A 13,570-nucleotide genomic window follows, 5' to 3' on the forward strand; every position below is an offset into this window, starting at 1 on the left:
GACTCGTGCGGCACGTGGACAGCTTCGAGATCCAGCCGCCGACACCGCCGTCACACAACGGGGTGCCCCGGTCGGCCTGGGCACGCGCCCGCCGTCGGGTGTCCCGCTGGCACCGCCCGTACACGGCTGTGCTGCTGCTGCTCGACTTCGGAGCCGCCGCGCTGGCGAGTCTCCTCGCCATCCAGATCTTCGACCAGGCGGCCTCCGGCTTCTACGGCGTGGAGGAAGATCCCACCTGGTTCCACACCATCGCCTTCGTCCTGCTGCCGCTCACCTGGGTGGTCATTCTCTGGGGTAACGGGGCATACGACCGCCGTTACCTGGGACTGGGCCCGGACGAGTTCAAGCGGGTGATCCGGGGCGGTGTCGCGACCGCCGCGACGGTCTCGTTCGTCGCCTTCGCCACCGTGACGCAACTCTCCCGGTGGACGGTCGGCTTCGCGCTCCTCGGGGCGTTGGTACTCGTCCTCTTCGGCCGGATCACCGCGCGGTTCGTGCTGCACCGCATCCGGGGACGGGCCGGACACGCCGGGCACCGGATGGTGCTGGTGGGCACCCTGCCGGAGTGCCTGGAGGTCTACATCGCGGTCACCCGCAACCCGAGCGCCGGCCTGGTGCCGGTGGCCATCCACATCACCGACGGGTACGCCGCCGCCCGGGGCATCGAGACCCCCGTCCCGGTGTACGCCGGCCGGGACGTGCTGGCCCTGGTCCGGGAGGTCGGCGGGGACACCATCGCGGTCTGCGGCTCGGCCAGCGCCGAGCCGGGTGAGCTGCGCCGGCTGGCCTGGCAGTTGGAGGGCTCCGGCGTCGACCTGGTGGTCGCCCCGCAGCTCACCGACATCGCCGGCCCCCGGGTGCACATCCGCCCGATCGAGGGCCTGCCGCTGCTGCACGTGGAGGAGCCGACCCTGTCCGGGCCGGCGCTGCTGGCCAAGAACCTGATGGACCGGGTCGCCGCCGGGCTGGGCCTGCTGATGCTGGTGCCGGTCTTCCTCGCCGTCGGGCTGGCCATCCGGCTCTCCGACCCCGGGCCGGTCTTCTTCCGCCAGCCCCGGGTCGGCCACGAGGGGCGGACCTTCCAGGTCTGGAAGTTCCGCACCATGTACGTCAACGCCGAGGAACGACTCGCCGGCCTGGTCGACCAGAACGAGACCGACGGCATGCTGTTCAAGATGAAGCAGGACCCCCGGGTGTTCCCGGTGGGCCGCTTCCTGCGGGCCTCCTCGCTGGACGAGCTGCCCCAGCTGATCAACGTGCTCTGGGGGGAGATGTCGCTGGTGGGGCCGCGTCCGCTGCCCGCCGACGACGGCGACTTCCTGGGCGACGTACGGCGTCGGCTGCTGGTCCGTCCGGGGATGACCGGCCTGTGGCAGGTCTCCGGCCGCTCCGACCTGTCCTGGGACGAGGCGGTCCGGCTCGACCTGTACTACGTCGACAACTGGTCGCTGGCGTACGACCTGAGCATCCTCTGGCGGACGGTCGGTGTGGTGCTGGCCCGCAAGGGCGCGTACTGAACCCCTTGGCGTGGCGGCCCGGACAGGCCAGGATCGCGGGGTGGGTGGCAACCTCTCCGCCGTGGTCGGCGTCGTCTCGCTGGTGACCGCGCTCGCCGCCGCGCTCTGGGCGGCGCTGCGGCTGCGCGGTCGACGGGGCATCGCCACCGCCACCCAACGGGCCACCTACGAGGTGCTGCACACCGCCGGCCTGGCCGCCGAACCGCTGCGCACCGGACTGCACCCGGCGGGCGCGGCGAAAGCCGTACGCCATCTGCGGGCGTTGGTGGGGGCGGCCGGGCTGGCGTTGACCGACGCCGACACGCTGCTCGCCCTGGACGGGCGCGGCGGGCACCACGGCGACCAGTTGCTCGCGGCGGCCCGGCGGGTCGCGGAGACCGGCCGGTCGACGGTGCTGGGCGAGTCGGAGCTGCACTGCGACCGGGTGGACTGCCTGGTCCGGGGGGCGGTGGTGGCGCCGCTGTCGGCGGACGGCCGGGTGGTCGGGGCGCTGGTCGCGGTGGCCGACGGGCCGCCCGCGCCCGGCCTGGTGCAGGCCACCCTGGAGACCGCGCACTGGGCCGGCAACCAACTCTCGCTGGCCGAGCTGGACTCGTCGCGGGAGCGGCTGGCCCGTGCCGAGATCCGGGCGTTGCGGGCGCAGATCAGCCCGCACTTCATCTACAACGCGCTGACCGCGATCGGGTCGTTCGTCCGCACCGACCCGGAGCGGGCCCGAGAGCTGATCCTGGAGTTCGCCGAGTTCACCCGGTACTCCTTCCGGGCACACGGGGAGTTCACCACCCTCGCCGAGGAGCTGCGGTCCATCGACCGCTATCTGACCATCGAGCGGGCCCGGTTCGGCGACCGGCTACAGGTGCGGTTGCAGATCGCCCCTGAGGTGCTGCCGGTGACCCTGCCGTTCCTCTGCCTCCAACCATTGGTGGAAAACGCGGTCCGGCACGGGTTGTCGCGCAAGCCCGGTACCGGCATGGTGAGCATCGAGGCCCGGGACGCGGGTGCCGAGTGTCACATCACTGTGGAGGACGACGGAGTGGGGATGGACCCGGCCACGCTGACCGCGGGGATCGCCGAGCTGACCCGGGCCGGCAGCGACCCGACCGACGACCCGGGCCAGCACGTCGGCCTCTCCAACGTCGACGAGCGGCTCCGCTCGGTCTTCGGCGACGGGTTCGGCCTGGTCGTCGAGACCGGGCCGGGCTCGGGCACGAAGGTGAGCCTGCGGATTCCGAAGTTCCACCCGGGCGTACGGGCCGGCGCGTGAACGAGCGGGCCGGCACGGTGAACGCGTCCGGGTTCCTGCGGGTGCTGGCCGTCGACGACGAGCCACCGGCGCTCGACGAGTTGGCGTACCACCTGCGGGCCGATCCCCGGGTGGCCCGGCTGCACACGGCGGGTGACGCCACCGAGGCGTTGCGGGTGCTGCGGGACACCGACGTGGACGTGGTCTTCCTGGACATCCGGATGCCCGGCCTGGACGGGATGGAGCTGGCCCGGGTGTTGCGCCGGTTCGCCCGGCCCCCCGCGATCGTCTTCGTCACCGCGTACGACGACGGGGCGGTGGACGCGTTCGACCTGGGCGCCACCGACTACGTCCGCAAGCCGGTACGCGCCGAACGGCTGGCCGAGTCGCTGCGCCGGGTGATGGGCTCCCGGGTGGTGCCGTCGCACCCGGTGGCGCTGGCCCGTGCCGAGGAGGACCCGACGATCCCGGTGGAGTTGGCCGGGACGACCCGGATGCTGCCCCGCTCGGCGGTGCGCTGGGTGGAGGCGCAGGGCGACTACGCCCGGCTGCACACCGCCGACGGGTCGCACCTGGTCCGGGTCTCGCTGGCCACCCTGGCCGAACGCTGGGCGGACGCCGGCTTCGTCCGCATCCACCGGTCGTACCTGGTGCAGTTGCGGCTGATCGCGGAGCTGCGCCTGGTCAACTCGGGGTACGTGGTGCTGATCGACGCCGCCGAGCTGCCGGTGAGCCGGCGGCACACCCGGGAGCTGAAGGACAAGCTGGTCCGGGCCGCCAAACAGGACTGGAACCGCTGACCCGGTGCCCGACGCCGGGCCGCCCCCGTGATCATCGCAAGGTCGACGAAGTAGCGGTAACGCACCGGCCCGGACACCGCCATATCGGCCCCCTGGCGTATCGACGGCGAAGGCACCCGGGCCCCGTCGCGTTTCGACGGCGAAGGGCGCCCCGGCCGAGGCCGGGACGCCCTTCGACTCGTTGCGGATCAGCTCCGGGAGGGGGTGCCCACCCCGGAGTCGATCACCTTGAGCCTGCTGCCGGCAGACGCGGCCCGGCCCGCGGTCGGGGTGGCCGTGCCCGGATAGAGCCAGAACGCTCCCACCACGTCGGCCACCACGTGCGTGTTGCCGGAGTGGTTGTAGACGTTGAATCCCTGCTGGGGACCGAGGATGCCCAGCACCGCGTTGGACACGGTCTGCCCGGCGGCCGGGTTCAGGTTGCTCGCCGTCGGTCGGGTCATTGCCGAGTCGGCCGGCCACACCGTGAGCACCGTGTTGCTGCTCGGGGTCACCGCCGTGACGTTCATCGCCAACACCTGCGTGCTGGGGGTCAGCATGCTCGCCGGCGCGGTGACCTTGCCGACCGAGGCCGGCCCGAGCACGCTCGGCAGGCCCTGGCCGATCCGGCTGTCCGCGATCCGGGTCGGCGTCCGGGGCGTGAAGCGCAGGCCGTCCGGAACGGTGCCGTCGTCGATCACGCCCACCACGTCCACCACCAGGTGGGTGGTCTGTGAGGTGTAGACCGAAAACTGCGGCGCCCGCCTGCCACCGCACTCGGTGCACTCGACGGTCTCCACGATGGCGAGGTTCGGCACCACCTTGCCGGCCGGATAGTTGACCGTGGACGCGGTGGGCACGTCCCCTGCCCGGTCCAAGCCGTCAGGTAACCAGCCTTGCGGGGCGAGACGGCGGTGATGTTGACGACGAACGCCCTGACGTGGGTGTTGAGGTCGCCGAAGCTGAGCCAACTCCACATGGTGTAGTCGGCCGGCAGGGGACCGCCCTCCTCCCGGGTGTCGTAGAGGCGGTACGGCTTGATCCACTGGTACTGGCCGCCCTGCCCCCGGCTGGAGAGCGAGTTGTCCCCCGCCCAGACCCCCGCCACGTCGACCACGACGTCCGTGGACCCGGCGTGGTTGTAGACCGACACCTTGCCACCCGAACCCAACTTGACCGTGACGCTGTTGGAGCCGAGCCACGACTTCGCGAAGTTGATCGAGGAGGCGGTCGGACGGCTCTGGCCGGCGGGGTAGAGGGTCAGGAAGCTGCCCGCCGTCGGGCCGACGACGGTCACGTTCAGCACGACGGAGCCGACACCGCTGCTCGGCACCCCACCCCGGCCGGTGACCTGGAGGTCGACCTTCTTACCCGCGCCGATCTTGGCCTTGGGCGCGCCCAACCCGGAACGGGTGTCCATCAGCCGCTTCGGCGACAGTGGGTAGTAGCTGCCGGTGACGCCCCGGAAGCCCTCGACGGCCAACTGCACCCGGCGGGTGCCGGAGGCACTGTCGTCGGCGAGCAACAGGGTCGCCGACTGCTGCTCCGCCTTGGTCGGGTTGGCCGCGACGGAAACCGTGCAGGTCTCTCCGGGGGCCAGCGTCCGACCGGTGCAGTTCGCGCCGAGCAGCACGAACGCCTCGGGCGTCGGGCCGCCCAGGCTGGCCGCCCCGAACGTGATCGGCGCGCTGCCGACGGACCGGAAGGTCACCGTGCGGGCGGCGCTGGGCACCGCCAGCTCCTGGTAGTTGAAGCTGACCGGGTTGGGCTCGCCGTGGGCGACCACGTAGTCCACGGACGAGTTCCAGCGCAGCTCCCCGCTGACCGTGCCGGTGTAGTAAAGGCTGTCCCGGCAGCTGTACTCGTAGGCGGCGGCGAACGCGTCGACCAGGCCGGTCCCGCTGTCCCGGTGGGCCTCCCGGACCTTGATCCAGCCGGTGACGTGGCCGCAGCCGCGCCCGTCGGAGTCCAGCCCCATCGATGCGGTGCCGCCCTCGCCCTGCCAGGTCGCCTGGTAGGTCTGACCGTCCGTCCACTGCTGACCCGCCGGTGGCCGGATGCTGAGCCGCACGTAGGAGCCGGCGCGGTTGGTGTCGACCGTCAGCAGGTCGTTCTCCCGCGCGGCCACGGTGATCGTGGAGTTGTCGCGGTCGAAGACATCGGACTTGTAGATCGGATAGCCGCCGGTCTGGTCGCCGACGTCGACGGTGAGGACCGTGTACGGCGCGGCGGGCGCGGCGAGCGCCACCCCCGGCAGTACGGCCAACGCACAGGCCCCGGCAATACTCGTGCCGAGAAGAGCGCGAAAAATGCGCATGAATACCCCGTGGAAGAAGGAAGAGTGATTGTGGACCACACACTATGGGTGGTGATCACCAGCGGCAAGGCCATATCGGTGGAATGCCAAGAAGGGGCATTGCGCCCTTACCGGATCGACGACCGACACCATGGCACCGGAGTCGGCGCGGCGGCGTGCTGCGGTTCGGATCGGCCCCGGCACCGGCCCCGCGAGTCGGCGGGACCGGCATTCACCATTCCGGGAAACGCGAGAGCGCCCCGACCGGATGGTCGGGGCGCTCTGCGTGGTGCGGGTGTCGATCAGTGCTGACGCGGCTGTCGGTCAGCGCCGGTTGGCGGAGGGAACCGCGTCCTGCTTGGCCGTACCGGCCTTCAGCGACTTGGCCGTCTTGGCCGGCCGCGGAGCCGGGTAGTAGAACGTGCCGACCACGTCAGCGACCAGGTGGGTGCTGCCGGACAGGTTGTTCACGTTGAACGCGTCGTTCGGGCCGATGACGCCGAGCACGCCGTTGGAGACGACCTGGCCCGCGTACGGGTTCAGGTTGCTGGTGGCGGGCTTGCCGATGCCGTCGAAGTCGGCCGGCCAGGTGGTGATGACCGTGTTGTTGGTCGGGGTGACGGCGGTGACGTTCATCGCCAGCACCTCGGTGTCGGCGGTGAGCAGCTCCGACGGCGTGGTGACCTTGCGGGTGCCGCCGGCCGGGATGGCGCCGTTGATGCCCAGGTTCGACCGGCTGTCCACGATCCGGGTCGGGCTCAGCGGCGCGAACCGCATGCCGTACGAGGACTCGCCGTCGTCGATCACACCGACCAGGTCGACCAGGACGTGCGCCGCCTGCGAGGTGTAGATGTGGAACTTCGGCGCACCCTTGGTGCACCACTCGTTCAGCTCGGTGCCGGTGCAGGGGGTGGTCTGCACGAAGGTCAGGTTCGGCACGTTCTTGCCGGCGAGGTAGTTCACCGTCGAGGCGGTCGGCCGGGCGCCCTTACCGGACCACGCGGTGAGGAAGCCGGACTTGGCCGGCGCGACCGCGGTGACGTTGAAGACGAACGACGTGACGTGCGGGTTGTACTCTTCGCCGAAGTTGAGCGAGTATTCCAGCACCTGGCCGGCCGGGGGCTTGCCCTCCGGGTCCTCGCGGCTGTCCCACATGCGCTCCGGCAGGTACCACTCGTACTGGCCGCCGTTGCGGTTGGTGAGGCTGTTGTCGCCCGCGTAGAAGCCGACCACGTCGACGATCACGTCGGTCGAGCCGCTGTTGTTGAAGACCGAGACCTTGCCGTTGGCAGGGAGCTTCACGGTCACGTTGTTGGAGCCCAGCCAGCCCTTGGCGAAGTTGATCGAGGAGGCGGTGGGCCGCGACTCACCCGTCGGGTAGGCGGTGAGGAAGCTGGCGGCGCTGGGACCGGTGACGGTCACGTTCAGCACGACCGCGCCGACGCCGCTGGCCGGTACGCCACCACGGCCGGCGATCTGGAGGTCGACCGTCTTGCCGGCGCCGATCTTGCCGACCGGGGCGCCCACACCGGTGCGGGTGTCCAGCAGCCGGGCCGGCGCGACCGGGTAGTAGGCACCGGTCACGTCGTCGAGGGCCGCCGCCTTCTGCAGCGGCGCGGAGACCGGAGCCGCGGACGCCGTGCCCGGCACCACGGCCAGTGCACATGCTCCGGCGAGAGTCGCGCCGAGGATAGTGCGGATTTTGCGCATAGAGACCCCGTGTTCGAAGAGGAAGGATTGGCCGCCCCAGCGTAGGGGCCTGGGTCAATGCCGGCAAGGTCGATACAGATGACCGCCCGGTGACGTTCCGGTGAGGACGAATCAGACTTAACGCCATCGTCATCCTCGGCTCGCCGTCGTCGTCCACAGGGCGACCGCCTTGTCCACAGGTTGTCCACACCCCCCGGTGGACGACACTTGACATTCGGGCGGGGCAGGCGAGACTGCCCGGGTGACCGCCCACGACGATCCGGAACCGACGCCCCGGGACCCCGGGCCGCCGCCCGCCCGGCCGGCCGGGCGGGTACGGATCGTGCTGGCCGGCGTCTCCCGGCGGGACACCCGGGCCGACCACACCCGCACCGAACTGGCCCAACAGACCCGGGTCGGGGAGGCGCTGGTCCGGGGCCTGATGCGGGCACAGCTCACGCTGGCCCTGCGGTTGAGCCTGCTGGTGCTGATCGGGTTGGGCGGGCTGCCCTGGTTGTTCGCCATCGCACCCCCGGTCGGCCGGGTCACCGTGCTCGGCGTCAACCTGCCGTGGCTGCTGCTCGGGGTGGTCTCCTTCCCCTTCCTCATCGCCGTCGGCTGGGCGTACGTGTGGCTCGCCGAACGCAACGAACAGGACTTCGTCGACCTCGTCCAGCGGCCGGAGCGCTGAGGTGGGCAACGGGTACGTCGTACCGGCGATCGTCGCGGTCACCCTGGTCACCGTCGGCATCGGCTTCTACGGCCTGCGCCTGGCCCGGACCACCTCCGACTTCCTGGTGGCGTCCCGGACGGTCAGTCCGACCTGGAACGCCGCCGCCATCGGCGGGGAGTACCTGTCGGCGGCGAGCTTCCTCGGCATCGCCGGGCTGATCCTCAAGTACGGCGTCGACGTGCTCTGGTACCCGGTCGGCTTCGCCGCCGGCTACCTGGCGCTGCTGCTCTTCGTCGCCGCGCCGCTGCGCCGCTCCGGCGCGTTCACCCTGCCGGACTTCTGCGAGCTGCGGCTCGGCTCCCGCCGGCTGCGCACCCTGGCCACCGTCTTCGTCATCTTCATCGGCTGGCTCTATCTGGTGCCGCAGTTGCAGGGCGCCGGGCTCACCCTGGCCACGGTCGCCGGCTCGCCCTACCCGCTGGGGGCGCTGCTGGTCGCGGCGGTGGTCACCACCAACGTGGCGTTCGGCGGGATGCGGGCGATCACCTTCGTCCAGGCTTTTCAATACTGGCTGAAGCTGACCGCGCTCGCCGTACCCGCGATCTTCCTGGCCCTCCAGTGGCAGGCCGACGCCCGCCCGGCGGTGACCCCGCCCGACGGCCCGGCGTTCCGCACCGCGACCACCGTCGTGGTCGAGCACCGCGCGGCCCTCACCTTCCCCGACGGCACCATCCGGGAGGTACGCCCCGGCGACGAGCTGAGCTTCGCCGCCGGTGACCCGGTGCCCGAGGTGTCCGGGGCGGCCACCGGGGCGGCCGACTGGTTGCTGCCCAGCGCCGCCGGGGACGACGACCGGGGCCTGTTCGCCACCTACTCGCTGATCCTGGCCACATTCCTCGGCACCATGGGACTGCCGCACGTGCTGGTGCGCTTCTACACCAATCCCGACGGCGCGGCGGCCCGGCGGACCACCCTGGTGGTGCTGGCCCTGGTCGGCGTCTTCTATCTGCTGCCCACCCTGTACGGCGTGCTCGGCCGGATCTACACCCCGCAACTACTGGTCAGCGGGCAGACCGATGCGGTGGTGGTGCTGCTGCCCGAGGCGGCGCTGGGCGACGGGGTGACCGGCCGGCTGCTCGCCGCGTTGGTCGCCGCCGGGGCGTTCGCCGCCTTCCTGTCCACCTCGTCCGGGTTGCTCACCAGCGTCGCCGGGGTGATCTCCACCGACGTGCTGGGGCGCGGCTCGGTACGCGGCTTCCGGCTGGCCACGGTGATCGCCGGCGGGGTGCCGGCGGTGCTCGCCCTCAACGTCTCCGGGCTGGACGTCTCCCAGGTGGTCGGGCTGGCCTTCGCGGTCGCCGCGTCCAGCTTCTGCCCGCTGCTGGTGCTCGGCATCTGGTGGCGCGGCCTGACCGACCTCGGCGCGGCGGCCGGGGTGCTGGTCGGCGGTGGGGCGGCGATCGGCGCGGTGCTGGTCACCGTGCTCGGGCCACCGTTGTCCGGCTGGCCGGCCACCCTCACCACCCAGCCGGCCGCCTGGACGGTGCCGCTCGCCTTCACCGTGATGATCGCCGTGTCGATGGCGACCCGACGCCGCACCCCGGTCGACGTCGGGGCCACCATGCTCCGCCTGCACACGCCCGAGTCACTGCGTTCCTGACCGGTTCGTCCCGGTCGCCCGGCGTCGTGTCAGGAGGAACCCGGCCCGACGGGCAGTCACTTTACGTCTCGAACATTGCACCGTGCGCGACCGTCCGCCTCGGGGATGAGCCGGGATCGTCCCCCGGCGGGAGCAGCCACTCGCCCGACCCGGATACGGTCGACACATGACTGGTGAACACCCCGCGCTGGCGCTCCGCGGCCTGGCCAAGCAGTTCGACGGCAAGGTGGCGGTCGCCGGGGTGGACCTGGCCGTCCCCGCCGGCTCGTTCTACGGCCTGCTCGGCCCCAACGGCGCCGGCAAGACCACCACCCTGTCAATGGCCGTCGGGCTGCTCCGACCCGACCACGGCCAGGCCTGGGTGCTCGGGCACGACGTCTGGGGCGACCCGGTCGAGGCCAAACGGCTGCTCGGCGTCATGCCCGACGGCGTCCGGCTGTTCGACCGGCTCACCGGCGCGGAACTGCTGGCGTACCACGGTCTGCTGCGGGGCATGGACCCGGCGGTGGTCGACCAGCGGGCGGCGGAACTGCTGGACGTGTTGGCACTCACCGACGCCGGCCGGACCCTGGTCGTCGACTACTCCGCCGGCATGAAGAAGAAGATCGGTCTGGCCTGCGCGCTGCTGCACGGCCCCCGGCTGCTGGTGCTCGACGAGCCGTTCGAGGCGGTCGACCCGGTGTCGGCGGCGCTGATCCGCGACATCCTGCACCGGTACGTGGTCGGCGGCGGGACCGTGGTCTTCTCCAGCCACGTGATGGAGGTCGTCGAGCGGCTCTGCTCGCACGTGGCGATCCTCGCCGACGGCACCATCAAGCGGGTCGGCACCCTCGCCGAGGTGCGTGGCGAGCGCTCCCTGGAGGACGTCTTCGTCGAGGTCGTCGGCGGCCGGACCGCGACCGGTGAGGAGTTGGCGTGGCTGTCCCGGTGAGCACACCCGCCGAGCGGGTCCGCCCGGTCTCCCCGCGCCACTTCGTCCGGCTCAAGCTGCGGGTGATGGGCAACAACTTCCGGGGCCAGGGCTGGCGGATCGCGCTCTTCGTGGTCGGGGTGCTGGTCGGGCTCTGGTTCGCGGCCGGCGGGTTCCTGATGTTCGCCGCCCCCGGCTTCGCCGACGAACCCCGGTACGCGGTGATGGCGGCGGCGTTCGGCGGCGGCGTGCTCGTCCTCGGTTGGCTGCTGCTGCCACTGGTCTTCTTCGGCGTCGACGAAACCCTCGACCCGGCCCGGTTCGCCCTGCTGCCGCTGTCCCGCCGCACCCTGGTCACCGGCCTGTTCGCGGCGGCGCTGATCAGCGTGCCGGTGTTCGCGGTGCTGGTAGCGGTCGCCGGGCTGGTGGTCAGCGCCGCACTGCTCGGTGGCGCGGTGGCCGGCATCGTCGCCGCCCTCGGCGTGGTCGTCGGGGTGCTGCTCTGCGTCGCCGCCAGCCGCGCGGTGACCAGCGCGTTCGCCACCATGCTGCGGTCCCGCCGGGTCCGCGACCTGGCCGCCGTGCTGCTGGCCGTGGTCGCCGCGCTGCTCGGCCCGTTGCAGCTCGTGGTGCTGGCCGCGGTGCGGTCCGCCGACTGGGACCGGCTGGTCGGGGTGGCCCGGATCGTCGGCTGGACCCCGTTCGGCGCCCCCTGGACGATCGGCCTCGACGTGGCCGAGGGTCGGGCCTGGGCGGTCCCGGTGAAGCTGATCATCACGGCGGTGACCATCGGGGCCCTGCTGCTCTGGTGGTCCCGGTCGCTGGAGTCGGCGATGGTCGGCGCGGCGAGCGCCGCCCCGACGAAGGCCCGCCGGGCACCGACCGGCGGCGCGATCGCCCAACTCTTCCCCCGCGCGGTCGGCTGGGCCCGCCGGGACCGGTTCGGCGCGCTGGTGGCCCGCGAGTGCCGCTACTGGTGGCGGGACGCCCGGCGACGGGCCAACCTGATCACCGTCGCGGTGGTCGGCATCTTCGTGCCGGTGATGGTCAACCTCGGTGGCGCCGGGTTCGCCGGCGGCGAGGAGGGCTTCGAGGCCGCCGGGGACCCGTCCCCGGTGCTGCTCAGCATCTCGATGCTCTTCGTCGGCGTGCTCGCCTCGGTGACCCTGGCCAACCAGTTCGGCTTCGACGGCAGCGCCTACGCGGCGAACGTGGTGGCCGGGGTCCCGGGTCGGCTGGAGCTGCGCGCCCGGATGACCGCCTTCTCCGTGTACGTGCTGCCGATGCTCGGCATCGTCTCCCTGATCATCAGCGGGGTGCTCGGCCGGCCGGAGTGGTTCGGGGTGGCGGCGGGGGCCCTGCTCGCCTCGTACGGGGTGGGGTTGGCGATCAACGGGTTCATCTCGGTGCTCGGGGCGTACTCGCTGCCGGAGACGAGCAACCCGTTCGCGATGAACGGCGGTTCCGGGATCGCCAAGAGCATGCTCACCCTGCTGTCCATGGTCGGCTCGGCGGCTGCCGCCGTACCGATGGTGGTGGCCGCGGGGCTGCTCGGCGACGGGTGGCTCTGGCTGGCCCTGCCGGTCGGCGCGGCGTACGGGCTGGGGGCGGCCCTGCTCGGGGCGTACCTGGCCGGGGACGTGCTGGACCGCCGGATGCCGGAGCTGCTGTCGACCGTCACGCCCCGCCGCTGATGCCGGTCGTCGAGGCGGTCACCACCGTCGCGGTCCCGCCGGAGGTGGCGTTCGCGGTGTCGCAGACCGTCGCGCCGGTGCGCTACCGGTGGGACCCGTTCGTCCGCGAGCAGCACTTCACCGACGGGGCCACCCGCCCCGGCAAGGGCGTGCGCACCTTCACCCGGTCCCGGCACGGCCTGGTGATGATCAGTGAGTACGTCTCCTTCGCCCCGCCCACGAACGTGGGGATGAAGATGGTGCGCGGCCCGTGGTTCTTCGAGATGTTCGCCGGTGGCTGGCGGTTCGCCCCCGCACCCGAGCCGGGCCACACGGTCGCCACCTGGCGGTACAGCTTCCGCTGCCGGCCGGCGTTCCTGCGCCCGATCGCCGACCGGATCGGCGTCCGGCTGCTCACCCGGGACATCCGCCGCCGGATCGCCGGTTACGCCGCCGGGTGCGCCGACCCGGAGGTGCTGGCCGCCGCCCGTGCCGCCCTGTCCGCCGGGCCGGACGGCACGTCCCGGGCGGCGGACCTCACCCCTGGGGGTACTGACTCCACCTCTCGGGATACAACGGTCGACGACGCGGGACCACCCTCCGGTAGCTGATCCGCCAGCCCGCCGCCGGCCGCCGCGCACCGACTGTCCCTGCCGGAGGCTGCGCCTCGACCCGACGGACCACGTCCTCGTAGACCACCGTGCCCACCGGGCCGTCGACCGGCACGCCGAGCCCCTTCGAGCGGACCCGCACGGTACCGTCGGCGTCCTCGCTAACCACGATGTTGGTCACGTGGTGGCCGAGCGGGTTGCCGTCGCCCAGGGTCCGCGCCGCCTCGGCGAACGCCGCGTATCCCCGCAGTACGCCGAACCCGTAGGCGGTGACGTCGTAGGCGAAGTCGTCGGTGAACAGCTCGGACAACCGGTCGAACGCCCCGTCGTCCATCAGGTGGCCGTGCAGTGCGACGAGTTCATGGATGGCTAGCCGGTCGTCGGCGCTCAGCGGCACACCCGTCGTCCCTCCAGCCGGGCGGCGGTTCCCGTCGAGGTGACGAAGGGAGCCCGGGTTACCGAGTCCAGGGTGGATGCCACGCGGCCCGGTCGGTGGAGGCGGCGTCCCGGCGACCGGTC

The 13,570-nt window shown here is 72.1% G+C and carries 12 protein-coding genes; 8 read left to right on the top strand and 4 right to left on the bottom strand.

Annotation, left to right across the window (positions count from 1 at the left end; all coding sequences use genetic code 11):
- The first annotated feature begins 5 nt into the window (after positions 1-5).
- From ACQP1S_RS31385 to ACQP1S_RS31395, 3 genes are read left to right on the top strand one after another with little or no spacing between them, the layout of a single operon-like run.
- Entirely contained in the window at positions 6-1,517 is a 1,512-nt protein-coding gene (locus ACQP1S_RS31385) for a sugar transferase (RefSeq protein ID WP_432901685.1), read from the top strand.
- Positions 1,518-1,557: 40 nt separating this feature from the next.
- A complete protein-coding gene (locus ACQP1S_RS31390; RefSeq protein WP_091248871.1) occupies positions 1,558-2,781 on the top strand; it encodes a sensor histidine kinase in 1,224 nt (407 codons plus the stop codon).
- A gap of 17 nt (positions 2,782-2,798) precedes the next feature.
- Positions 2,799-3,560, top strand: a complete 762-nt coding sequence (locus ACQP1S_RS31395; RefSeq protein ID WP_091249309.1) for a LytR/AlgR family response regulator transcription factor — start codon at positions 2,799-2,801, stop codon at positions 3,558-3,560.
- A 188-nt stretch (positions 3,561-3,748) separates the two neighbouring features.
- On the opposite strand, the gene ACQP1S_RS31400 is transcribed toward ACQP1S_RS31395, so the two are convergent.
- The 3 genes from ACQP1S_RS31400 to ACQP1S_RS31410 form a co-directional block, all read right to left on the bottom strand.
- Positions 3,749-4,258: a hypothetical protein gene (locus ACQP1S_RS31400; protein ID WP_432901687.1), complete on the bottom strand. Its 510-nt coding sequence runs from the start codon at positions 4,256-4,258 to the stop codon at positions 3,749-3,751.
- Entirely contained in the window at positions 4,237-5,856 is a 1,620-nt protein-coding gene (locus ACQP1S_RS31405) for a choice-of-anchor D domain-containing protein (RefSeq protein WP_432901689.1), read from the bottom strand. Before ACQP1S_RS31405 ends, ACQP1S_RS31400 begins: the two co-directional genes overlap by 22 nt.
- 303 nt (positions 5,857-6,159) lie before the next feature.
- Entirely contained in the window at positions 6,160-7,485 is a 1,326-nt protein-coding gene (locus ACQP1S_RS31410; protein WP_432901691.1) for a hypothetical protein, read from the bottom strand.
- A gap of 301 nt (positions 7,486-7,786) precedes the next feature.
- On the opposite strand from ACQP1S_RS31410, the gene ACQP1S_RS31415 reads away from it, so the two are divergent.
- The 5 genes from ACQP1S_RS31415 (at position 7,787) to ACQP1S_RS31435 (ending at position 13,051) form a co-directional block, all read left to right on the top strand.
- The gene (locus ACQP1S_RS31415) at positions 7,787-8,215 is read left to right on the top strand and encodes a hypothetical protein (protein WP_425413175.1); all 429 of its coding nucleotides are present in this window, start codon (positions 7,787-7,789) and stop codon (positions 8,213-8,215) included.
- Position 8,216: 1 nt separating this feature from the next.
- Entirely contained in the window at positions 8,217-9,857 is a 1,641-nt protein-coding gene (locus ACQP1S_RS31420) for a cation acetate symporter (RefSeq protein ID WP_091248882.1), read from the top strand.
- 166 nt (positions 9,858-10,023) lie between these two features.
- Complete coding sequence (locus ACQP1S_RS31425; RefSeq protein ID WP_357896410.1) at positions 10,024-10,788, top strand: ABC transporter ATP-binding protein; 765 nt, start codon at positions 10,024-10,026, stop codon at positions 10,786-10,788.
- Positions 10,773-12,461 carry an ABC transporter permease gene (locus ACQP1S_RS31430; RefSeq protein WP_432901694.1) on the top strand — a complete coding sequence of 563 codons (1,689 nt, stop codon included), beginning with the start codon at positions 10,773-10,775 and terminating at the stop codon, positions 12,459-12,461. The genes ACQP1S_RS31425 and ACQP1S_RS31430 overlap by 16 nt, the downstream gene beginning before the upstream one ends.
- The gene (locus ACQP1S_RS31435; RefSeq protein ID WP_432901696.1) at positions 12,461-13,051 is read left to right on the top strand and encodes an SRPBCC family protein; all 591 of its coding nucleotides are present in this window, start codon (positions 12,461-12,463) and stop codon (positions 13,049-13,051) included. The genes ACQP1S_RS31430 and ACQP1S_RS31435 overlap by 1 nt, the downstream gene beginning before the upstream one ends.
- On the opposite strand, the gene ACQP1S_RS31440 is transcribed toward ACQP1S_RS31435, so the two are convergent.
- Complete coding sequence (locus ACQP1S_RS31440; protein WP_432901698.1) at positions 12,978-13,448, bottom strand: nuclear transport factor 2 family protein; 471 nt, start codon at positions 13,446-13,448, stop codon at positions 12,978-12,980. The genes ACQP1S_RS31435 and ACQP1S_RS31440 overlap by 74 nt on opposite strands.
- Positions 13,449-13,570: the final 122 nt, after the last annotated feature.

It is taken from the genome of Micromonospora matsumotoense (assembly GCF_050951065.1).
Lineage (GTDB): Bacteria > Actinomycetota > Actinomycetes > Mycobacteriales > Micromonosporaceae > Micromonospora > Micromonospora matsumotoensis.